At 67.0% G+C, this 19914-nt stretch carries 20 protein-coding genes; 5 read left to right on the forward strand and 15 right to left on the reverse strand.

Annotation, left to right across the window (positions count from 1 at the left end; all coding sequences use genetic code 11):
• Nucleotides 1-106: 106 nt before the first annotated feature.
• The 5 genes from ampD to F7R26_RS17820 form a co-directional block, all read right to left on the reverse strand.
• Complete coding sequence (gene ampD / locus F7R26_RS17800; protein ID WP_150986837.1) at nucleotides 107-727, reverse strand: 1,6-anhydro-N-acetylmuramyl-L-alanine amidase AmpD; 621 nt, start codon at nucleotides 725-727, stop codon at nucleotides 107-109.
• On the reverse strand, nucleotides 720-2402 hold the full coding sequence (locus F7R26_RS17805) for a sigma-54-dependent transcriptional regulator (RefSeq protein ID WP_150986836.1): 1683 nt from the start codon (nucleotides 2400-2402) through the stop codon (nucleotides 720-722). The genes ampD and F7R26_RS17805 overlap by 8 nt, the downstream gene beginning before the upstream one ends.
• Before the next feature lie 102 nt (nucleotides 2403-2504).
• Nucleotides 2505-4598: a sensor histidine kinase gene (locus F7R26_RS17810; protein ID WP_150986835.1), complete on the reverse strand. Its 2094-nt coding sequence runs from the start codon at nucleotides 4596-4598 to the stop codon at nucleotides 2505-2507.
• Nucleotides 4595-4876, reverse strand: a complete 282-nt coding sequence (locus F7R26_RS17815; protein ID WP_150986834.1) for a PP0621 family protein — start codon at nucleotides 4874-4876, stop codon at nucleotides 4595-4597. Before F7R26_RS17815 ends, F7R26_RS17810 begins: the two co-directional genes overlap by 4 nt.
• A gap of 7 nt (nucleotides 4877-4883) precedes the next feature.
• Nucleotides 4884-5807: a cytochrome C assembly family protein gene (locus F7R26_RS17820; RefSeq protein WP_150986833.1), complete on the reverse strand. Its 924-nt coding sequence runs from the start codon at nucleotides 5805-5807 to the stop codon at nucleotides 4884-4886.
• Nucleotides 5808-5910: 103 nt separating this feature from the next.
• Here F7R26_RS17820 and ffh point away from each other — a divergent pair, with 103 nt between their 5' ends.
• Both ffh and F7R26_RS17830 read left to right on the forward strand, forming a co-directional pair.
• Nucleotides 5911-7305 (forward strand): signal recognition particle protein, encoded by a 1395-nt coding sequence (gene ffh, locus F7R26_RS17825; RefSeq protein ID WP_150986832.1) that lies wholly within the window; start codon nucleotides 5911-5913, stop codon nucleotides 7303-7305.
• A 79-nt stretch (nucleotides 7306-7384) separates the two neighbouring features.
• The gene (locus F7R26_RS17830; RefSeq protein ID WP_150986831.1) at nucleotides 7385-7927 is read left to right on the forward strand and encodes a hypoxanthine-guanine phosphoribosyltransferase; all 543 of its coding nucleotides are present in this window, start codon (nucleotides 7385-7387) and stop codon (nucleotides 7925-7927) included.
• Here F7R26_RS17830 and F7R26_RS17835 read toward each other — a convergent pair.
• The 6 genes from F7R26_RS17835 to F7R26_RS17860 form a co-directional block, all read right to left on the reverse strand.
• On the reverse strand, nucleotides 7911-8531 hold the full coding sequence (locus F7R26_RS17835) for a LysE family translocator (RefSeq protein WP_150986830.1): 621 nt from the start codon (nucleotides 8529-8531) through the stop codon (nucleotides 7911-7913). The two genes, F7R26_RS17830 and F7R26_RS17835, sit on opposite strands and share 17 nt — an antisense overlap.
• Before the next feature lie 125 nt (nucleotides 8532-8656).
• Nucleotides 8657-9334, reverse strand: a complete 678-nt coding sequence (locus F7R26_RS17840; RefSeq protein ID WP_241754357.1) for a LysE family translocator — start codon at nucleotides 9332-9334, stop codon at nucleotides 8657-8659.
• Between the two features lie 83 nt (nucleotides 9335-9417).
• Entirely contained in the window at nucleotides 9418-10257 is an 840-nt protein-coding gene (locus tag F7R26_RS17845) for a helix-turn-helix domain-containing protein (RefSeq protein ID WP_193692089.1), read from the reverse strand.
• Complete coding sequence (locus F7R26_RS17850) at nucleotides 10257-11228, reverse strand: 2OG-Fe(II) oxygenase (protein WP_150986829.1); 972 nt, start codon at nucleotides 11226-11228, stop codon at nucleotides 10257-10259. The genes F7R26_RS17845 and F7R26_RS17850 overlap by 1 nt, the downstream gene beginning before the upstream one ends.
• Entirely contained in the window at nucleotides 11225-11989 is a 765-nt protein-coding gene (locus tag F7R26_RS17855; RefSeq protein ID WP_416351288.1) for a lytic transglycosylase domain-containing protein, read from the reverse strand. The genes F7R26_RS17850 and F7R26_RS17855 overlap by 4 nt, the downstream gene beginning before the upstream one ends.
• Before the next feature lie 5 nt (nucleotides 11990-11994).
• On the reverse strand, nucleotides 11995-13716 hold the full coding sequence (locus F7R26_RS17860) for a proline--tRNA ligase (RefSeq protein WP_150986828.1): 1722 nt from the start codon (nucleotides 13714-13716) through the stop codon (nucleotides 11995-11997).
• A 185-nt stretch (nucleotides 13717-13901) separates the two neighbouring features.
• Here F7R26_RS17860 and F7R26_RS17865 point away from each other — a divergent pair, with 185 nt between their 5' ends.
• Entirely contained in the window at nucleotides 13902-14564 is a 663-nt protein-coding gene (locus tag F7R26_RS17865) for an RNA pyrophosphohydrolase (RefSeq protein ID WP_150986827.1), read from the forward strand.
• Nucleotides 14557-15180, forward strand: coding sequence for a CNP1-like family protein (locus F7R26_RS17870; protein ID WP_150986826.1), 624 nt, complete (start codon nucleotides 14557-14559; stop codon nucleotides 15178-15180). The genes F7R26_RS17865 and F7R26_RS17870 overlap by 8 nt, the downstream gene beginning before the upstream one ends.
• 98 nt (nucleotides 15181-15278) lie before the next feature.
• Here the strand turns inward: F7R26_RS17870 and proB are convergent, their stop codons facing one another.
• The 4 genes from proB to rplU form a co-directional block, all read right to left on the reverse strand.
• Nucleotides 15279-16397, reverse strand: coding sequence for a glutamate 5-kinase (gene proB / locus F7R26_RS17875; RefSeq protein WP_043349741.1), 1119 nt, complete (start codon nucleotides 16395-16397; stop codon nucleotides 15279-15281).
• A gap of 39 nt (nucleotides 16398-16436) precedes the next feature.
• A complete protein-coding gene (gene obgE / locus F7R26_RS17880) occupies nucleotides 16437-17537 on the reverse strand; it encodes a GTPase ObgE (RefSeq protein WP_150986825.1) in 1101 nt (366 codons plus the stop codon).
• Nucleotides 17538-17686: 149 nt separating this feature from the next.
• A complete protein-coding gene (gene rpmA / locus F7R26_RS17890; protein ID WP_006162509.1) occupies nucleotides 17687-17947 on the reverse strand; it encodes a 50S ribosomal protein L27 in 261 nt (86 codons plus the stop codon).
• A 70-nt stretch (nucleotides 17948-18017) separates the two neighbouring features.
• A complete protein-coding gene (gene rplU, locus F7R26_RS17895; protein WP_006162510.1) occupies nucleotides 18018-18329 on the reverse strand; it encodes a 50S ribosomal protein L21 in 312 nt (103 codons plus the stop codon).
• Nucleotides 18330-18901: 572 nt separating this feature from the next.
• Between rplU and ispB the strand changes: the two genes are divergently transcribed.
• Complete coding sequence (gene ispB / locus F7R26_RS17900) at nucleotides 18902-19831, forward strand: octaprenyl diphosphate synthase (RefSeq protein WP_150986886.1); 930 nt, start codon at nucleotides 18902-18904, stop codon at nucleotides 19829-19831.
• The last annotated feature ends 83 nt before the right edge of the window (nucleotides 19832-19914 follow it).

Below are 19914 nucleotides of genomic sequence, written 5' to 3' on the forward strand. Positions count from 1 at the left end.
GACGCGAAATTTTTTTGATTGACCTGACCTCTTCGATAGGCGCGGACTTTATCAGGGTTTTCCCCAGATCGCGGCTATCCCCTAGACCTCGCTTGCCGCCCTTGCCTCAGGGCTGTTCTTTGCGGTAAGGCAGTTGTGCGGGCGCCACGCCGGCTGCGGCAGCAAAGCCCGCCCAGTCGAAATGTGGTCCCGGATCCGTCTTGCGCCCTGGCGCGATATCGCTATGCCCCGCCACGGCCCGCACCGGATAGGTGGCTAGCAGGGCACGCACCAGCGCTGCGGCGGTGTGGTATTGGGCCAACGTGAACGGCTGGTCGTCGCTGCCTTCGATCTCGATGCCGATGGAAAAGTCGTTGCAACGGGGCCGGCCGAAGAACTCGGACTGGCCGGCGTGCCAGGCGCGGTCCAGGCAGGACACGAACTGGACCAGCTCCCCCCCGCGCGTCACCAGGAAATGCGCCGACACCCGCACTTGATGGATCGTCTCGAAAAACGGATGGCGGGATGGGTCGAGACGATTCAGGAAAAAGGCTTCGATATCGCCGCTGCCGAACTGCCCGGGCGGCAGGCTGATGTTGTGGATCACCACCAGGTCCACCGGCGTGTGCGCGGGCCGGGCGTCGAAATTGGGTGACGGCACGTGGCGCGCCGCGGGCACCCAGCCCGCCGGGTCGGGGACGAATGGCGAGTTCGGCGCAAGCTTGGCGGCCTGGTCGTGGTCAGGCATCGCGATCTCCATCCGCCGCCAGCAGCCCGTCGCGCAGCGCTTCGCTGGTTTCGGCGGCACCGTCGGCCGGGTCGTCGCGGCCCTCGCGGATGCCAAGCTGCTGGATGCGGTAGCGCAGCTGGCGAAAGCTCAGGCCGAGCAGCGGCGCGGCGGCGGTCCGGTTAAAGCCGGTCTGCTGCAGCGCCTGCAGGATCAGGTCGCGCTCGAGCGCTTCGAGCCGGCCGGGCAAATCGATCGGGAAGGTGGCACGGCAAGCGTCTGCGGCCACCTCCGCGGCGCGAGGCGCCGCGGGTTGTGCAAACAGATCGGGCTGCGCCCCGCCCCGGGATTCGGCGCGCGCATCGTTGGCAAGCTCCTGCGTGGTGTCGGGCCGCGAGCCGGACGATGCCGGCGCGCCAGCCGGCGCAGCCGCCGAAGCCAGGTAGGCGTGCGGCGCGGGCGGGCGTGGCATGGCCGAATGGCCCATGCCCGCATCCATCTGGCCCAGGTCGTCCACCTCGATGGTATTGCCCTCGGCGAAGGCATAGGCGCGTTCGAGCAGGTTCTCCAGCTCGCGCACATTGCCCGGGAACGGATAGTCGGACAGCCGCTGCAGCGCGGCCGCCGCCAGCCGCTTGGGATGGGGATCGCCATAGCGCACCGCCAGGTGCTCCAGGATGGCGCTGGCCAGCACCGGGATATCCTCGCGCCGCTCGCGCAGCGTGGGCATGCGCAGCGCCAGCACGTTGAGGCGGTAGAACAGGTCCTGGCGGAACTGGCCGGAGGCGACCATCGCGGAAAGATCCTTGTGGCTGGCACACAGCACCCGCACGTCCACGCTCTCCTCGCGGCTCGCGCCGATCTTGCGCACGCGCCGCTCCTGCAGCACGCGCAGCAGCTTGACCTGCATCGCCAGCGGCAGGTCAGCCACCTCGTCGAGCAGCAGCGTGCCGCCATTGGCGGCCTGGAAGAAGCCGCCGCGCTCGGCGTCGGCCCCGGTGAAGGCGCCCTTCACATGGCCAAAGAACTCCGACTCCATCAGGGTCTCGGGGATGGCGCCGCAATTGACCGCGATAAAGGGATGCGCCGCGCGCGCGCTGACCGCGTGGATGGCACGCGCCGCACGCTCCTTGCCGCTGCCGGACTCGCCGCTGATGACGATCGGCGCCATGCTGCGCGCCAGCCGCGAGAGCGAGCGGCGCACCTCGTGCATGGCCGGGGAATGGCCGGGAAGCAGGTTGACGGCGCGGTCCACGGTTTCCTGCGCCCCGCTGCCGCCGTCACCGCCCTCCGCACCCTCGGCGCCGTCACGCTGCTGGCGCCCCAGCGCATTCAGGATCAGGCTGCGCAGCTGGTCCAGCGAGACCGGCTTGGCGATGTAGTCGAAGGCGCCCGCCTTGAGTGCCTCCACGGCATTGTCGGCGCTGCCGTAGGCGGTGATCACGGCCACCGGCACCCGCTCCGGCGCGCTCGAGAGCTGGCGCACGATATCGATGCCAAGCCCGTCGCCCAGCCGCATGTCGGTCAGTACCAGGCTATAGCGGCGCGCGGCGAGCTGCTGGCGCGCCTCGGCCAGCGAGCCGGCCAGCACCACATCGTGGCCCATGCGGCGGATCGAGATATCGAGCAGTTCTCGCAGGTCGGCCTCGTCGTCGATAACGAGAATCGGGTCGGGGCCTGGCGTCTTGAGGGGCATGGTCTGCGTCTGGCGATCTGGCGAAGTGACGAAATGGCGAAATGGGGTCGGGGCGGCGACTCAACGAGGGGCTGATCGGGTGGCCGGGCATGCCGGCGCGGCTCAGCCACCCGTGCTGTCCGGCGCTTCGATGCGCAAGGTCAGGACAAAAGCCTTGGCCGGCAGTGTATCGCGTGCAGCCGGCGCCAGCATGCCGGTCCGCGCCAGCAGCGCGTCGATCGAAATGGTGCCGTAGCGCACCTGGGCGTCGTTGGCGCCGCATAGCTCGCGCGCCATGAACAGCCCGAGGCCGGTGCCCTGGGCGTTGCTGGTAAAGAAGGGCTCGAACAAGGTGCGCTGGTGCTCGCGCGACACCTCGACGCCATCGTTCCAGACGATCAGTTCGGCATGGTGCTGGTCCAGCGCATGGGCCAGCAGGCGGATCGCCCCGGGCAGGCGGCTGCAATAGCGCCAGGCGTTGTCCAGCAGGTTGCCAAGCACCTGTTGCAACTGGGAGGCATCGAAGATGACCGGGCGCGCCACGTCCACCGTGAGCCGGATGGCATTGGCGTTGATCTCGGCCGGACGCGGCACGCGCCGGGCGCCGACCGGGTCGTGGCTGGCGGAGCGCGCGCGCATCTCCAGCCGCCAGCGGCCGACGATCTCCGGCAGCGCCTGGTTCAGGTCCACGGTGGTGCGCTCGGTGCGCGGGCGGCGCGACATCTGCAGCACGTCCGACACCACCTGGTCGAGCCGGCGCACATTGTCGTGAATGATGCGCAGCAGCCGCGCATCCACGTCGCCCTCCGCGCGCCCCGCCTCGCCCGGGCGCGCGGCCCGGCGGCTGGTTTCGGCCAGCAGCTCGCTGGCCTGGCTGATGGCCGCCAGCGGATTGCGGATCTGGTGCGCCACGCTGGCCACCAGGCGCCCCATGGCAGCCAGCTTCTCCTGTTGCACCTGCTCGGCAATGCGCTCCCAGCTTTCGATATGGACCAGCACCGTGTCGCGCATCTCGCTGCGCAGCAAGGCCTCGTCCTCCGGGCGCCAGGCCATGGCCTCGCTCTGGGCGATAGCCAGGCGCAGCCGGGCCGCCGCCTCGGGCGACAGCTCGTTCCAGGTGCCGGTGTTCATGGCGCTCTGCGCAGTGAGCGAGACCGACATCGAGGACGCGAAGGTGGAGCGCAGGCTTGCCAGCCCCGGCAGCAGGAAGCGCAGCCGAAGTCGCGTATGGAGGATGGGGCCGCGCCCCGAGGATGGCCGCGACGGCAGCGGCAGCAATTGCAGGATCCGGGGCGCATCGTCCTTGCTGCGCACCCAGTCTCGCAGCATTTCCATCAGCGGCTGCAGGCGGGGAATCTGGCGCAGGTCGAACAGCGCATCACGCCCGTTGGCGGGCGTGTCCGTGTGCTTGCCCCGCTCGGCAGGCTGCACGCCCAGCAGCACAACCGCGGCAGGGTTGGCCGCCACCACCGCGCCGTTGGCACGCAGCAGCATCACCCCGTCCTGCATATCGTTGACCATCAGGCGGTTGACCAGTTGCTGCAGGCGCAGCTCCTGCTCGCGTGCCAGCGCCAGCCGCTCCTGCGCGAGCTGGCGGTTGGCCAGCAGGTACATCAGGGAGGCCGCGATCATGAAGACCAGCCCGTACAGCCCCGAGCCCAGCAAACCCGTGTCGGCCTGGCGCAACAGCAAGGTCTGCGCGAAGGGGGTACTCATCACCAGCAGCGCCGACGCTGCCGCGGTAAACAGCGCGAACAGCAGGCTGGTAAGCGCGCCGGCCTGCAGCGCGGGCAACAGGAAGATCATGGCGAGCCCCTCGCCGCGATGGCCCTGCGCGTGAAAGATCAGGCCCAGCAGGACAAGGTCGGCCAGCACCTGAAAGCGCACCCGCAGGTGAAAGCCGCGGCGCCACCAGAGCGTGGCGACCACCATCCCCAGCGCCATCACGGCATAGGGCACGGCCAGCGGCAGCGCGGCCAGGCCGCTGCCGAACCCGCCGCCCATTGCGCCGACCAGCGCCTGCGCGGCCCGCTCGGCCTCGGCGCGCTGCGCCGGCAGCCAGGCGTAGCCCAGCAGCAGCGCGGCGACGGCTAGCCGGGTCCAGCAGAAATAGCGCAGCAAGCGCCAGTGGAATTCAGGAGGTTCGGGCTGGCGCCACATCGCCGCGAGGGCGCGCCAGGCATTCAGGCGGGACCAGAACGAGGCAGGCCCGTTCATGCGGCAGGGCTGTCCGGATCGCTATCGGCCGGCAGGTGGGCGCGCCGGCAGTAGTGCAAGCCGCGGTAGGCGATCGCTTCGCCCTGCGGCAGATGCACGCCGCAGCGCGCGCACTGCACCATGGCTTCCTGCGGGGGGGCAGGCTGGTTGCGCATCGGCGAGCCTTGCGCGGAACCGTGCCGGGCGGCGCGGTCCTCCCGCAGGCGCGCCTCGGCGCGCTGGCGAAGCCACCAGAAACAACCCAGCACGACAGCCAGGACAAGGAAGATGCGTGCCATGCCGGCCTCAGATTCGGTGCAGTATGACTTCGATGACGAAGCGGCTGCCGACATAAGCCAGCAGCAGGATGCCGAAGGACGCAATCACCCAGCGCAGCGCGGTGCGCCCGCGCCAGCCATAGAAGGTGCGCCCGGCCAGGATGCCCGCGAACATCGCCCACGACAGCAGCGCGAACACGGTCTTGTGGTCGAGCCGGAAGGCCCGGCCGAATAGTTGCTCGGAGAACAGCAGGCCCGACAGGATGGTCAGCGTCAGCAGCACGAAGCCGGCGCCGATCAGGCGGAACAGCAGCTTCTCCAGCGTCAGCAGCGGCGGCAGCAGGTCCAGCCAGCGGCCCACCCACTGGGCCGGCTCGCTGGCCTTGCCCACCTGGGGCGAACGGTTGAAGCCATGCAGGCGGCGCTCGGCCAGCAGCATCAGGAAGGCGTGGAAGGCCGCCAGCGTGAACAGGCCATAGGCCACGTTGGCAATGATGAAGTGCAGCTTGAACAGCGGCCGCGCCGCGTAGCCCAGGATCTGCGCACCGGGAAACGCCAGCGGCATCAGGCTCGCGAGCATTGCCACCGGGACCACGATCAGCCCGAGGCCGGCCAGCGAGAAGAAGAAGCTCTCGATCCAGTAGATGCCCACGCCCAGCCAAAGCATGGCCGACAGCGCAAAGGCAAAGCCGAACACCATGCGATCGGCCGGGAAGATGGTCTCGTGCAGCAGCAGGCCGTGGCTGGCCACTGCGGCCAGCATCAGCGCATGCCACCAGGCCGGGCGGCCCTCGCCGCGCCCGCCGCCGCCGTGCAGCAGCGCGGCGGTCGCCGCGCCCCCAATGGCACCGCCGTTGCCGGCAGCCGATAGCTGCGGGTTGCGCGTCGCCCAGCCGTGATAGGCCAGGCCGCAATAGAGAAGTGCCGTCAAGGCATACAGTACAATGGCCATTTGCACAGTTTACCTTAGCGCCCCGTCCCGGTGGCGCCCCGCTTGAGCCGGGCCAAGAGCCAGCCTCAAGCCTCGATCAAGCTCTATCCCCCGGACTTCTGCCATGCTGGACAATCTCACTCAACGCCTGGCGCGGGTCGTCAAGACCATGCGCGGCGAGGCTCGCCTGACCGAAGCCAATACCGCCGAAATGCTGCGCGAAGTGCGCCTGGCCATGCTGGAGGCCGACGTCGCCTTGCCGGTGGTGCGGGAATTCATCGCCCGCGTGAAGGAAAAGGCACTGGGCGAGGACGTGGTGTCCAGCCTGACGCCGGGCCAGGCGCTGGTGGGCGTGGTGCAGCGCGAGCTGACTGCCGTCATCGGCGGCGCGGAAAGCCTGTCCGCCGACAACAAGAGCGGCGAGTTGAACCTGGCGGTGCAGCCGCCCGCGATCATCCTGATGGCCGGCCTGCAGGGCGCCGGCAAGACCACCACCGTCGGCAAGCTGGCCAAGTGGCTGAAAGAGAACAAGAAAAAGAAGGTGCTGACGGTCTCGTGCGACGTCTACCGCCCCGCCGCTATCGCCCAGCTCAAGACCGTATCCGAGCAGGTCGGCGCCGATTTCTTCCCTTCCGAGCCCAACCAGAAGCCGGTGGACATCGCGCGCGCGGCGGTGGACTGGGCCCGCAAGCATTATCACGACGTGCTGATCGTCGATACGGCAGGCCGTCTGGGTATCGACGAAGCCATGATGCAGGAAATCAAAGCGCTGCACGCCGAGATCAAGCCGGTCGAAACCCTGTTCGTGGTCGACGCCATGCTGGGCCAGGACGCGGTCAACACCGCGCGTGCCTTCAATGACGCCCTGCCCCTGACCGGCGTGGTGCTGACCAAGCTGGACGGCGATGCGCGCGGCGGCGCCGCGCTGTCGGTGCGCCACATCACCGGCCGCCCGATCAAGTTCGTCGGCGTAGGCGAAAAGCTGGACGGCCTCGAGCCCTTCTACCCCGATCGCATGGCCCAGCGCATCCTGGGCATGGGCGACATCCTCGCGCTGGTCGAGGAAGCCCAGCGCGGCGTGGACATGGAAGCCGCCGAGAAGCTGGCCAAGAAGATCAAGAAGACGGGCGACTTCGACCTGGAAGACTTCAAGGCGCAGATCGGCCAGATGAAGAAGATGGGCGGCCTGGGCAGCCTGGTCGACAAGCTGCCGGCGCAGTTCGCCCAGCAGGCGCAGGGCGCCAACATGGACGTGGCCGAGAAGCAGGTGCGCCGCATGGAAGGCATCATCAACAGCATGACGGCCGCCGAGCGCGCCAAGCCCGACCTGATCAAGGCCAGCCGCAAGCGCCGCATCGCCACCGGCGCCGGCGTGCCGGTGCAGGAAGTCAACCGCCTGCTCAACCAGTTCGACCAGATGCAGAGCATGATGAAGAAGCTCAAGGGCGGCGGCATGATGAAGATGATGCGCTCGATGGGCGCGATGAAGGGCGGCATGAAGGGACTCTTCAACCGCTAAGCCGTCTGGCACGGCGGCGCCCGGTCCCCGGGCGCCGCGTCACCCCGCAAAAGACAAAGACTGAGACAGGATCCACATCATGATGACCGCCGAACAGGCCCGCGAACTGTGGGCCAACTCCGAGGAAATCGTCAGCGCCGAGGCCGTCCAGGCGTCGCTGGACCGCATGGCGGGCGAGATCACGGAAAAGATGGGCGAGACCTTCCCGCTGGTGCTGTCGGTGATGGGCGGCGCAGTCGTCTTCACCGGCATGCTGCTGCCCAAGCTGGCGTTCCCGCTGGAGTTCGACTACATCCACCTCTCGCGCTACAACAACAAGACGGTGGGCGGCGAGATGCAATGGCGCGTGGCGCCGCGCGAATCGGTCAAGGGCCGCACGGTGCTGGTGCTGGACGACATCCTGGACGAAGGCGAGACCATGGCGGCCATCCGCCAGCGCATCATGGACATGGGCGCGACCCATGTCTACGCCGCCGTGCTGTGCGAAAAAGTGCTGCAAAAGGCAAAGCCCATGCACCCGGACTTCTGCGGCTTCACCGTGCCTGAGCGCTATGTCTTCGGCTGCGGCATGGACGCCCACGGCTACTGGCGCAACCTGCCCACCATCAGGGCCTTGCGCTGACGATCGGCCACAGCGAGGCCAGCAGCAACAGCGCCATCGCCACGTTGAACAGGCGCAGCACCCGGGGCTGCGCCAGCCAGCGCCGCATGGCCGAGCCGAACACGGCCCACATCGCCACGCTGGGCAGGTTGATCACGGCGAACAGGCCGGACAGCAGCAGCACATTGAGCCAGACATTGCCGTGCAGCACGTAGGTACTGCACGCGCCCACCGCCATCACCCAAGCCTTGGGATTGACCCACTGGAACGCGGCCGCCGCCAGGAAGCCCATGGGCTTGCCCACCTCCTGGTCCTGGATGCCGCCCGCCGTCGCCAGCTTCCACGCCAGCCACGTGAGATAGACCACCGCCACCACGCGCAGCACCTGCCAGGTCCACGGCAACGCGGCGAATAGCGATCCGAGCCCGAGGCCGACCACCGCCACCATCAGGCCGAAGCCGATACTGATGCCCAGCACATGGGGCACGGTGCGGGCAAAGCCGAAATTCACGCCCGAAGCCAGCACCATGGTGTTGTTTGGGCCCGGGGTGATCGACGACACGAGGGCAAACGCGCAGAACGCGGCGAACACGCCGGATCCGGCAACAAGCTGGGGCACTGCCATGACTGGCTCCATCGGATACGAAAAGGAATGGAGCTAGTCTAGCCACTCAAAACTGTACAGTACCGGTACAGTTGACCAGAAAACTGGCAATACGGATTGGTGCGCAGCTGCCGCATCATGCCGCGTCATGTCGCGTTGAGCGCATTCGCCGCCACCACCAGCGCAATCCCCCACAGCACCACGCCGGTCGCCCGCTCCACGCCCCGAACCGAGCGGGCAAAACGCTTGCGCACCAGCGGATGGCGCACGCCCCAGGCCACCAGCATGTCCCAGGCGAAGACCATGGCGAACATCCAGGCGCCGTAGCCCAGCTGTGCTGCCAGCGGCGTGCGGGTGCCGGCCAGCACCGAGAACAGGCTGGCATAGAACAACGCATTCTTGGGATTGAGCACAGCGGACAGGAAGCCCGTTACGAGCTGCGCCGCATACGCCACGAGGCCGGTGCCCTGCACTTGCGGGCAATCTGTACTATTTTCGCCATCTGCGCCAGGCAGCGTCGTCTCACCGCTGGCACGCAGCAGCCGCCAGCCCAGCCAGGCCAGGTACAGGCAACCCGCCCACTGCAGCAGCACGAACACGCCCTGGCTGGCGCGGGTAGCCGCCAGCCCGGTAATGGCTAGCCCGATAAACACGCCGTTTCCCAGCGCGATACCGAGGCAGACGGCGCTGGCGCGGCCCACGCCATGCACCAGCGCGCTGCGCACTACCAAAAAAAAGTCGGGGCCCGGGCTGAGCAGTGCAAGGAAATGCGCGCCCGCCACCATGGCAAATTGGCCGAGGCCGGAATCAACAGGGAAATCCACGCCAGTCCTTTCGAGTCTTCGGATGAGCACGAAGTCTGGACCGCGAGGGGCGGCAGGTATTGGAGAAAATTGCGCGCGGCGGCTCAGCCGCTGCGGCGCTGATAACTGCGCGGCGTCAGCGCCACGCGCTGCTTGAAGGCGCGCTGGAAATGGCTCTGGTCGGAAAAGCCCAGCACCTGGGCGATCTCCGCCGGCGCCCCGCCCGCGCGCAGCAGCTGGCGCGCGCGGTTGATGCGCAGGTCCAGCTGGTAGGCATGCGGGGTCATGCCGAGGTCCGCCCTAAAGGCGCGGATCAGCTGGTAGCGGCTCATGCCGGCGCCGCGCGCCAGCTCCGCCAGTGGCAACGGCTCCGCGTGATGGGCATGCAGGAGCGCGACCAGCCCGGCTAAGCGGGCCTGCGGCGTGACTGGCTGGCGCGGCGCGCGCACCGCCTGGCGCTGGTCGGCACCGCCGAGCAGCGCGGCCACGAAGCCGCCTAGCGCCGCTTCCTTGGTGGCCTGCGGGGCTGCGGAGAACAGCACCTCGTTCAACCGGCACAGGCCGGCATAGGTATCTGGCGCGCTGGTGACACGCACCCGCGCCAGCGCCGCGGGCAACATCGCCACGCCACGCGCCTCCAGCACCGTGCCCACCCAAGCCGGGTCTAGGTGCAGCATCTGGTAGCTCCAGCGTGCGTCGGGCTCCGGATTGCAGGCGTGCACCTGCCCAGCCGGGATCACGACCACGTCGCCGGGCGCCAGCCGTACCGACTCGGTCTCGGTGCCAAACAGGCTGTGGCCGCCATCGACGGCGCCAATCGACAAGGTGGGATGGGTATGCGGCAGGTAGGCCGCGCCGCTGTCGCTGGCGCAGCGGCTCTCAACATAAGGCATGGCGGGATCGAACCAGTAGCGTGCCTGCCCTGTGGTGCTGCCGGCGCGCATCAGTCGGTCCGGTACGGGCGTTCGCGCAGCCACTTGGTGGCGATCCATTTCTCGCCCGCTTCGACGGGCAGGCCGGCATGCAGGGTACGCTCGTCCAGCGCGCCGTCGGACTTGCGATAGCTGAAATAGACCGCATTGCCCTTGACCGGTGCCACCTCCAGGCCAAGCTTGGGGAAGGCCGTGGCGCCACCCGCCGGCGGGCTGTTCAGGTAGATCACCACGGTGGCGACGCGTTGCCCGCCGACCTTGAGCTGGCGCGCCTCGCCGGGGCGCTGCGGGTTAAAGAAATCGTAGTGCGGCTGGTACTCGCCGCCGGGCTTGTAGTTGAGGATCTGCAGGCCTTCGCCACGATCCGCGGCAATCCCGGTCACGGCGGCGATGCAGTCCTCGATGCGCTCGATCAGCGCATGCTCGCCCACCTGGAACATCGCGCCCAGGCTGGTGCGCGCCTCGATCAGGTTCTCGTCGCCGGTGTCGGGGTTGATCACGGGCGAGCGCGCCAGGCGGCCGCGCGCCAGTTCCACCAGGGCGTCGCACTCGGCATCGGTCAGCAGTTGCTGGTACAGGGTCACGCGCGGCGCCGCGAGCGTGAACAGGATGGGAATCTCGCGGCCGGCGAAATGCGCCGCGTTGCGGTTGCCTTGCGCACCTGTTTGGCCACCACCAGCAGCCTGGTCCCCTGCGCGCCCGGCCGGCTTGCCGATGCCCAGCTCCGCGGCCATCTCCGTGGCATTGTCCGGCGGCGTTCCCCGCACCGCCGCCCGTGCCGCGGCGGACAGCGCAGCGGCCACCGTGGCTTGCGCGAAGGCCTGCTCGTAGCCGGACTGGCACATCGACTGCACCAGCGCCTCGGCGCCAAAGCCCTGCCCGATATGGCGCCGAAGCCAGCGCTCCAGGTCCGCCGAGGAACTGGTGTAGCCCGCCTTGCCGGCGGCATCGCCGGTGGCGCTGGTGGCGCGGGTGTTGCTCATGAGGGATTGGCCAGCCGCTGCGGCGAGAACGGGTTGCGCGCCGGCGCTTCGGGCGGCACCACGCGGCTGCGGGTGCCCGTGCCGGATTCGGGGTCGCCGGCGACGGTGACCGTGGCTTCGGAATATTGCCAGCGCTTCCAGGCTGCCAGCACCGCATTGGGATAGTCAGGGCGGCCACGGCTGCCGTTGTACCGGCCCAGCGCCAGGAACAGGTCGCCCTGCTCGCGGTCCAGGTAGTAGCGCAGGATGGTGCAGCCGTAGCGCAGGTTGCTCTGCAAGTGAAACAGCTTGCGGCTGTCGCTGTCGCCGATGCTGCGCACCCAGAAGGGCATTACCTGCATCAGCCCGCGGGCACCGGCCGAGCTGATCGCGTATTTGCGGAAATTGCTCTCGACCTGCACCAGCCCCAACACCAGCGCCGGTTCCAGCCCCGCGCGCTTGGCCTCGTAGTAAGCGGTCTCGATCAGTTCGATGCGCACCTGCGGCTCGGGGATGCGCCCCGCGAGCCGGTGCGACATTTCTTCCAGCCACTTGAGATACGCCAGTTGCTCGCCGCCGGTGGCAAAGGCCGGGCGCAGCGGGCGGCTGTCGGCAATGGCCGCAGCCAGCGCGCCGCGCACCGAGTCGGCCAGGTCCTCTTCCTTCTGGGCCCCGGCGTGGGCGGCGGCGCTGATTGCCAGCAGCAAGCCGGCACTGATCCGCGCCACGCCCAGGCGGGCCGGGATCAGGCCCGGCAGACGCAGCGGGTCCAGGAGGCGCATGGCGCTCAGGCGGACAACAGCCCGCGCACGTGGGCGACCACGTCCGCGACCGGCAGCTGGGTGGCCTCGGCGTCGCGCCGCCCCTGGTACTCCACGCGGCCTTCCTTCAGGCCACGGTCGCCCACCACCACGCGGTGCGGCACGCCAATCAGCTCCCAGTCGGCAAACATGGCGCCGGGGCGCTCGCCTCGGTTGTCCAGGATCACATCGACGCCGGCGGCCAGCAGCTCAGCATGGATACGGTCGGCCTCGGCCTTGACGGCCTCGGAACGATCGTAGCCAACCGGGCAGACCACCACCTCGAACGGGGCGATCGAAGCGGGCCAGATGATGCCGCGCTCGTCGAAGTTCTGCTCGATGGCGGCGCCCAGGATACGGGTCACGCCGATGCCGTAGCAGCCCATCTGCATGGGCTGGGTCTTGCCGTTCTCGTCCAGGAAGGTGGCGCCCATCGATTCCGAATAGCGCGTGCCGAGCATGAACACGTGGCCGACTTCGATGCCGCGGCAGATGGCAAGCGTGCCCTTGCCGTCCGGCGAAACGTCGCCCTCCACCACATTGCGCAGGTCAGCCACCACGGGCTCGGGCAGGTCGCGGCCCCAGTTCACGCCGGTCAGGTGGTAGTCGCGCTCGTTGGCGCCGCAGACGAAGTCGCTCATGTTGGCGACCGTGCGGTCCGCCACCACGTTGACAGGCTTCTTGGCGCCGATGGGGCCCAGGTAGCCCGGGGGCGTGCCGAACGTCTCGACGATCTCGGACTCGGTCGCGAAGCGGAACTCGGCCAGGCCGGCCACCTTGGACGCCTTGACCTCGTTGAGCTCATGGTCGCCGCGCAGCAGCAGCAGCCAGATCTGCACGCCGGCCTCGCCTTCGGTGGCCAGCACGATCGACTTGACCGTGCGCGCCAGCGGGATGCCAAGCAGCTCGGCCACTTGCTCGCACTTGGCCTTGCCCGGGGTGGGCGTGTTGACCATGGCTTGCGCCGGCGCGGCACGCTCGGCCAGCAGCGGCAGGGCCTCGGCCGCTTCCATGTTGGCGGCATAGTCGGAGTCGGGGCAATAGACGATGGCGTCTTCGCCGGTCTCGGCGATCACGTGGAACTCGTGCGAGCCGGAGCCGCCGATGGCGCCGTTGTCGGCCGCGACGGCGCGGAATTCCAGGCCGAAACGCTGGAAGATGCGCACGTAAGCGTCGAACATCTTGTCGTACGACACCTTCAGGCCAGCGGGGTCACGATCGAAGGAGTAAGCGTCCTTCATGGTGAACTCGCGCCCGCGCATGATGCCAAAGCGCGGCCGGCGCTCGTCGCGGAACTTGGTCTGGATCTGGTAGAAATTGATCGGCAGTTGCTTGTAGCTGCGGATTTCGCTGCGGGCGATGTCCGTCACCACCTCTTCGGAAGTGGGCTGCACGGCAAAGTCGCGCTCGTGGCGGTCCTTCAGGCGCAGCAGCTCGGGCCCCATCTTGTCCCAGCGGCCGGTTTCCTGCCACAGCTCGGCGGGCTGAATCACCGGCATCGACAGCTCGACCGCGCCGGCGCGGTTCATTTCCTCGCGCACGATGGCTTCCACCTTGCGGATCACCCGCAAGCCGACCGGCATGTAGTTATAGATGCCGGCGCCAAGCTTCTTGATCATGCCGGCTCGCATCATCAACTTGTGCGACACGATTTCCGCGTCGGAAGGGGCTTCCTTTTGGGTGGAAATGAAGAATTGCGAGGCTTTCATCCGTTGCTTTCTCGTGAGGCCATGCCGCCCTGGCAGGTTCCGTGGGCGGCATGGCGCGAATTCGTGGTGCGCGCGTGCATTATGCGACGCTTTTTGCTCGGGGAAAACCAGCACCCCGTTGCACAAAGCCCTATTACGCGCTTCCTTTATAATCAACCTAATTCTAAAGGATTCGAGGTGCAGTCATGCTCGATCGTGAAGGCTTTCGCCCGAACGTCGGCATCATCCTCATCAACGCACGGAACGAGGTGTTCTGGGGCAAGCGCATCGGCGAACATTCGTGGCAGTTTCCTCAAGGCGGCATCAAATACGGCGAAACGCCGGAACAGGCGATGTACCGCGAGCTACATGAAGAAGTCGGTCTGCTGCCCGAACATGTCAGGATTGTCGGTCGCACACGCGACTGGCTGCGTTATGAGGTGCCGGACAAGTTCATCCGCCGCGAAATCCGCGGCCATTACAGGGGACAGAAGCAGATTTGGTTCCTGTTGCGCATGGCGGGCCGCGATTGCGACATCCGCCTGCGCGCCACCGACCACCCGGAGTTCGATGCCTGGCGCTGGAGCCATTACTGGGTCCCGCTGGACGCTGTCATCGAGTTCAAGCGTGATGTCTACCAACTCGCGTTGACCGAGTTGTCCCGCTTCCTGCAGCGCAATACCCGTGCGCCGCTGAGCCCCTACGGCACCCATGGCCGGCACGGTTCGGTGCGCGCAGGTTATGCTCGCGTGGGGCTGGACGAGCATCCCGACCGCGTTCCGGACCTGGTGCATCAGGACCTGGCCCACGATCCGGGCCCAATTTCGCCGGCCCAGCCGGCGTCCACAGAACGGAGTACCGATGATTGATTTTGCCGGCCGCGGCTTGCGCCCGAGCCTGCCTGTCGCCTGCCTGCTGGCGGCAACCCTTTGCCTCGGACTGGCTGGCTGTGCCAGCAAGCCCAAGCCGCAGCCAACGGATGAGGTCGAGGACTACACGCCGCCGAAGAAGGAGTGGAGCATACTCGACCCCTTCGCGCCGAAGGAATTCAGGGAAGTCGAAGTCGCCCTGCCGGCGCCGCCCCAGGAAGCAGACCTGATCCCGTTCGAAGTCAGCCCTGCCGGCAACTTTACCTTCGCCGTCGATGGCAAGTCCGTGATCGTAGGCGCGGATGGCGCGGTGCGTTATACGGTGGTCATCACCGGTGCCAGCGGCATGCGCAATGTGAGCTTCGAGGCCGTGCGCTGCGACACCTTCGAGCGCAAGATGTACGCCACCTTGCCCAGGGGCGCGACCGAGTGGGTCCGCAACCGCTCCGACGACCGCGATGGCTGGGTCCAGCTGGCAGGCATCGCGCGCAATAACTACGGCGCGGCGCTGGCGAAGGATTTCCTGTGCGAGGGCCGCTCCGCGGCCGGCACGGCGCAGGAGATCGTCAAGGACTTGCGTGGCGAAGCGCCGCGCAAGAGCGCGATCACGCGTTGATGGCGGCAAGGGCGCGGTAGTACGGCGCCGGACGATGCAAAAAAGCCCGCGAGCGATCGCGGGCTTTTTTGCATCGTCCCTCGGAACAATCTGTCCGTTCAGACCAGAACCAGGTTGTCCCGGTGAATCAGCTCGTGCTCGTTCTGGTGGCCAAGCACCCGCTCGATCTCGGACGAGGGCTTGCGTGCGATCAGCTTGGCTTCCGAGCTGGCGTAGTTGGTGATGCCGCGCGCCACCTCATGGCCCGCCGCGTCGATGCAGGCAATGACCTCGCCACGCGCGAACTCGCCCTGCACTTCCACCACGCCGATCGGCAGCAGCGACTTGCCGCCGCTGGTGAGCTTGTCCGCCGCGCCGGCATCGATCACAACCCGCCCGCGCAACTGCAGGTGGTCGGCCATCCATTGCTTGCGCGCGGTCAGGCGGCCAGTGGGCGCCAGCAGTTGCGTGCCGATGCCTTCGCCCCCGGCCAGCCGCTCCAGCACATTGGCTTCGCGCCCGGACGCGATCACGGTATGCGCGCCCGACTTGGCAGCGCGCTTGGCGGCCAGGATCTTGGTCAGCATGCCGCCGCGGCCAATCGACGTGCCGGCGCCGCCGGCCATGGCCTCGAGCTCTACCGCGCCAGCCAGCGCCTCGTCCACGAACTCGGCCTGCGGGTTGCTGCGGGGATCGGCGGTATAGAGGCCCCGCTGGTCGGTCAGGATCACCAGCGCGTCGCCTTCAATCAGGTTGGTGACGAGCGCGCCGAGGGTGTCGTTGTCGCCGAACTTGATTTCGTCGGTGACCACGGTGTCGTTCTCGTTGATGATGGGCACGACACCCAGCGACAGCAGGGTCAGCAGGGTCGAGCGCGCATTCAGGTAGCGCTCGCGGTCAGCCAGGTCGGCATGGGTCAGCAACACCTGGGCGGTGCGGATGCCGTAGCGGCCGAACTGGCTTTCGTAGACCTGGGCCAGGCCCATCTGGCCCACTGCCGCGGCGGCCTGCAGTTCGTGGATTTCCTTGGGGCGGCGCACCCAGCCGAGGCGCTGCATGCCCTCGGCGATGGCGCCGGAGCTGACCAGCACGACTTCCTTGCCGGCCATGCGCAGCTTGGCGATCTGTGCCGCCCAACGGGCGATGGCCTCGTGATCGAGACCCTTGCCGTCGTTGGTCACCAGGCTGGACCCAACCTTCACGACGATACGTTTTGCCTGGGCGATGACCGATTGCATGGCGGGAATCCTGTCTGCTGGGTGCTGCTGTTTTTGTCGTTAGTTCTGCTCGCCGCCGGGCTGGTCGACGTTGTGCAGGCGTTCATCCAGGCGGATGTCCGGCTCCGCCAGCGCGGCGACTTCCTCGGCCTTGATCGCGGCCAGGTGATCCTTGATCGCGTAGATCAGCTCGCGGCAGCCTTCGCCGGTCAGGGCGGAGATGCGGAACACCGGGCCCTTCCACTTGTAGCGCTTGACGAAGTCCTTGACGCGCGCATCGCGCTCTTCCTCGGGCACCACGTCCAGCTTGTTCAGTACCAGCCAGCGCGGCTTTTCGTACAGGCTTTCGTCGTACTTCTTCAGCTCGTTGACGATGGCGCGGGCTTCGGCCACCGGGTCCACGGCTTCATCGAACGGCGCCAGGTCGACGATATGCAGCAACAGCCCGGTGCGCTGCAAGTGGCGCAGGAACTGATGGCCCAGCCCGGCGCCCTCCGCAGCGCCCTCGATCAGGCCGGGGATGTCGGCCACCACGAAGGACTGCTCGTGATCGACCCGCACCACGCCCAGGTTGGGATGCAGGGTGGTGAAGGGGTAATCGGCCACCTTCGGGCGCGCGTTGGAAATGTGCGAGATAAAAGTCGACTTGCCGGCATTCGGCATGCCCAGCAGGCCCACGTCGGCCAGCACCTTGAGCTCCAGCTTGATCATGCGGCGCTCGCCCGGCTTGCCGTCCACCTGCTGGCGGGGCGCGCGGTTGGTACTGGACTTGAAGTGCAGGTTACCCCAACCGCCCAGGCCACCCTCGGCCAGGCAAACGGTCTGGCCGTGCTCGGTCAGGTCGGCGATCAGCTCGCCGGAATCCATGTCGAGGATCTGCGTGCCGACCGGCATGCGCAGGTTCACATCTTCGCCGCCCGCGCCATAGCAATCGGCGCCCCGGCCATTCTCGCCGTTGCGCGCCACGTGCTTCTTGGCGTAGCGGAAGTCGATGAGCGTGTTGATGTTACGGTCGGCCACCGCGTAGACGCTGCCGCCGCTGCCGCCGTCGCCACCGTCGGGGCCACCGAAGGGCACAAATTTCTCGCGCCGCATCGATGCGCTGCCATTGCCGCCGTTGCCGGCGATGACTTCAATTCTGGCTTCGTCGATGAACTTCATGATGACCTTCCGTGGTGTAGCGACCGCAAAGCGCGCGCCCGGCCGGGATGGCAAGGCCGCGGGCGCGGCGAATGGCGACAATGACATTGTCGCCAGAAAAGAAAAAGCCCCGCAAGTACTGCGGGGCCTTCATGCTGCAAAGGCTGTGGTCAGACTGCCGGAACGACGCTGACCTGCTGCTTCTTGGCAGCGCCCTTGACGGCGAACTGCACGTGGCCGTCGACGAGAGCAAAGAGGGTGTGATCCTTGCCAATGCCAACGTTATCGCCCGGGTGCACGCGGGTACCGCGCTGACGCACGATGATGCTGCCGGCGTTGATGGCTTGACCACCAAACACCTTGACGCCCAGACGCTTCGATTCGGAATCGCGGCCGTTCCGTGTGGAACCGCCGCCCTTTTTCTGTGCCATGACTAACTCCTGTCGCTTTACTTTACCTAGTTACGCTTGAATTCGATGTCGACGATGACTGAGCGCTGGCTCAGCCAATGATCTCTTCGATGCGCAGCTCGGTGTAATTTTGACGATGGCCTTGACGCTTTTGATAGTGCTTGCGACGGCGCATCTTGAAGATCTTCACCTTATCGTGACGACCTTGGGAGATAACGGTAGCCTTGACGGAAGCCCCGCTAACCAGCGGCGTACCAAACTTGAGTTGGTCGCCTGCGCCCACTGCGAGCACCTGGTCGAGCGTGATTTCTGCGCCAATGTCTGCCGGTATCTGTTCTACTTTAAGTTTTTCGCCAGCAGCAACCTTATATTGCTTGCCGCCGGTTTTTACGACCGCGTACATTGTCGAACCTCTCGATGTGAAATAAAACGCCGAAAGCCAACGCCGGCGCGCCCTTGCGTCCGTTTCATCCCGATCCATATAACTACCAGGACAGGGAAAACAGACAAGCCGGACGGCCCAATTGGCCCGGTTATCCCCCACCAGCGCATCTGCAGACAACACAAAGCGGCCGGAGGAAACCCACGATTCTATACCAAAGCCGGGAAAAGTACAAAGAAAACAGACACATAGCCTGCCCGGTGCCGCGTGGCGCCGCCTGAAGCACTTTTGCGCCCACCCAGGTCAGATCAGATCGGCGAGCAGGAAACCCGCCAGGGCGGCGAAAGCTGCCCACAGTGCGGTGCGCCGGAGCTGGCGGCGCGAGGAGGAAGGTGGCTGGGTCATGGCGGCATTATAGGTGCACGGGAGCGCCACACCCGCTTTGCGCCCGCAGTGCCCGCGCGCCTTGTCGCACCCCCCGTTCAGGGGACATACATACACCCGCATCGCTTATAATCGACGGGTTTTGCGTAACGGTGAACATCTTGTCCCAGTCTTCCGCCACTGCCTTGCTTGCCCCGGTCGCTGCCGACATGCGCGCCGTTGATTCGGTTATCCGCCAGCGCCTCGCCTCGGAAGTGCCCCTGATCGAGCAGATCGGCGAGTACATCATCAGCGCGGGCGGCAAGCGCCTGCGCCCGGTGATCCTGCTGCTGTCCGCACGGGCCTTCGGTTACGACGGCAACCGGCACCACGAACTGGCCGCGGTGGTCGAGTTCATCCATACCGCCACGCTGCTGCACGACGACGTCGTCGACGAGTCGGAGCTGCGCCGCGGCCGCCAGACCGCCAACGCGGTCTTCGGCAACGCGGCGAGCGTGCTGGTAGGCGATTTCCTCTATTCCCGCGCCTTCCAGATGATGGTGGACGCAGGCAGCATGCGCATTATGGAGATCCTCTCCAATGCCACCAATGTGATCGCCGAAGGCGAAGTGCTGCAGCTGCTGAACATGCACGATCCCGACGTCACGGTGGAGCGCTACCTGCAGGTGATCCGCTACAAGACCGCCAAGCTCTTCGAAGCCTCGGCCCAGCTTGGCGCCGTGCTGGCCGGCGCGGATGCGGCCACCGAAGAAGCTGCCGCGGAATACGGACGGCGCATCGGCACCGCGTTCCAGCTGATCGACGACATGCTGGACTACACCGCCAGCGCCGAGCAGATGGGCAAGAATGCCGGCGACGACCTGCGTGAAGGCAAGCCCACCCTGCCGCTGCTGCACCTGCTCGAGCACGGCACCGCGGAGCAGCGCACGCTGGCTCGCGAAGCGATCGTGCAAGGTGGCACCGAGCATTTCGATGCGGTGTTCACCGCGATCCACGCCAGCGGCGCGCTCGAGGTCACCTTCCAGGCAGCCCAGCGCGAAGCCGAAGCCGCGGAGAAAGCCGCCCAGCAGTTCCCCGACTCCCCACTGAAGCAAACGCTGATCGACCTGTGCGCGTTCTCGCTGCAACGGCAGTCCTGATGCCAAGGCGCCCCGTGCCGGCGCCCTCTTCCATTCCGGAAAAAAGGCTGCTACACTTGTGTGCTTTCGCGCTGCAGCAGTAA

The sequence above is a fragment of the Cupriavidus basilensis genome (genome assembly GCF_008801925.2).
GTDB classification, from domain to species: domain Bacteria; phylum Pseudomonadota; class Gammaproteobacteria; order Burkholderiales; family Burkholderiaceae; genus Cupriavidus; species Cupriavidus basilensis.

What these genes read in the sequence shown, in the direction of transcription:
- ampD (WP_150986837.1), bottom strand. Translation starts at nt 727, where the DNA reads ATGCCTGACCACGACCAGGCCGCCAAGCTTGCGCCGAACTCGCCATTC.
- F7R26_RS17805 (WP_150986836.1), bottom strand. Translation starts at nt 2,402, where the DNA reads ATGCCCCTCAAGACGCCAGGCCCCGACCCGATTCTCGTTATCGACGAC.
- F7R26_RS17810 (WP_150986835.1), bottom strand. Translation starts at nt 4,598, where the DNA reads ATGAACGGGCCTGCCTCGTTCTGGTCCCGCCTGAATGCCTGGCGCGCC.
- F7R26_RS17815 (WP_150986834.1), bottom strand. Translation starts at nt 4,876, where the DNA reads ATGGCACGCATCTTCCTTGTCCTGGCTGTCGTGCTGGGTTGTTTCTGG.
- F7R26_RS17820 (WP_150986833.1), bottom strand. Translation starts at nt 5,807, where the DNA reads ATGGCCATTGTACTGTATGCCTTGACGGCACTTCTCTATTGCGGCCTG.
- ffh (WP_150986832.1), top strand. Translation starts at nt 5,911, where the DNA reads ATGCTGGACAATCTCACTCAACGCCTGGCGCGGGTCGTCAAGACCATG.
- F7R26_RS17830 (WP_150986831.1), top strand. Translation starts at nt 7,385, where the DNA reads ATGATGACCGCCGAACAGGCCCGCGAACTGTGGGCCAACTCCGAGGAA.
- F7R26_RS17835 (WP_150986830.1), bottom strand. Translation starts at nt 8,531, where the DNA reads ATGGCAGTGCCCCAGCTTGTTGCCGGATCCGGCGTGTTCGCCGCGTTC.
- F7R26_RS17845 (WP_193692089.1), bottom strand. Translation starts at nt 10,257, where the DNA reads ATGCGCGCCGGCAGCACCACAGGGCAGGCACGCTACTGGTTCGATCCC.
- F7R26_RS17850 (WP_150986829.1), bottom strand. Translation starts at nt 11,228, where the DNA reads ATGAGCAACACCCGCGCCACCAGCGCCACCGGCGATGCCGCCGGCAAG.
- F7R26_RS17855 (WP_416351288.1), bottom strand. Translation starts at nt 11,989, where the DNA reads ATGCGCCTCCTGGACCCGCTGCGTCTGCCGGGCCTGATCCCGGCCCGC.
- F7R26_RS17860 (WP_150986828.1), bottom strand. Translation starts at nt 13,716, where the DNA reads ATGAAAGCCTCGCAATTCTTCATTTCCACCCAAAAGGAAGCCCCTTCC.
- F7R26_RS17865 (WP_150986827.1), top strand. Translation starts at nt 13,902, where the DNA reads ATGCTCGATCGTGAAGGCTTTCGCCCGAACGTCGGCATCATCCTCATC.
- F7R26_RS17870 (WP_150986826.1), top strand. Translation starts at nt 14,557, where the DNA reads ATGATTGATTTTGCCGGCCGCGGCTTGCGCCCGAGCCTGCCTGTCGCC.
- proB (WP_043349741.1), bottom strand. Translation starts at nt 16,397, where the DNA reads ATGCAATCGGTCATCGCCCAGGCAAAACGTATCGTCGTGAAGGTTGGG.
- obgE (WP_150986825.1), bottom strand. Translation starts at nt 17,537, where the DNA reads ATGAAGTTCATCGACGAAGCCAGAATTGAAGTCATCGCCGGCAACGGC.
- rpmA (WP_006162509.1), bottom strand. Translation starts at nt 17,947, where the DNA reads ATGGCACAGAAAAAGGGCGGCGGTTCCACACGGAACGGCCGCGATTCC.
- rplU (WP_006162510.1), bottom strand. Translation starts at nt 18,329, where the DNA reads ATGTACGCGGTCGTAAAAACCGGCGGCAAGCAATATAAGGTTGCTGCT.
- ispB (WP_150986886.1), top strand. Translation starts at nt 18,902, where the DNA reads ATGCGCGCCGTTGATTCGGTTATCCGCCAGCGCCTCGCCTCGGAAGTG.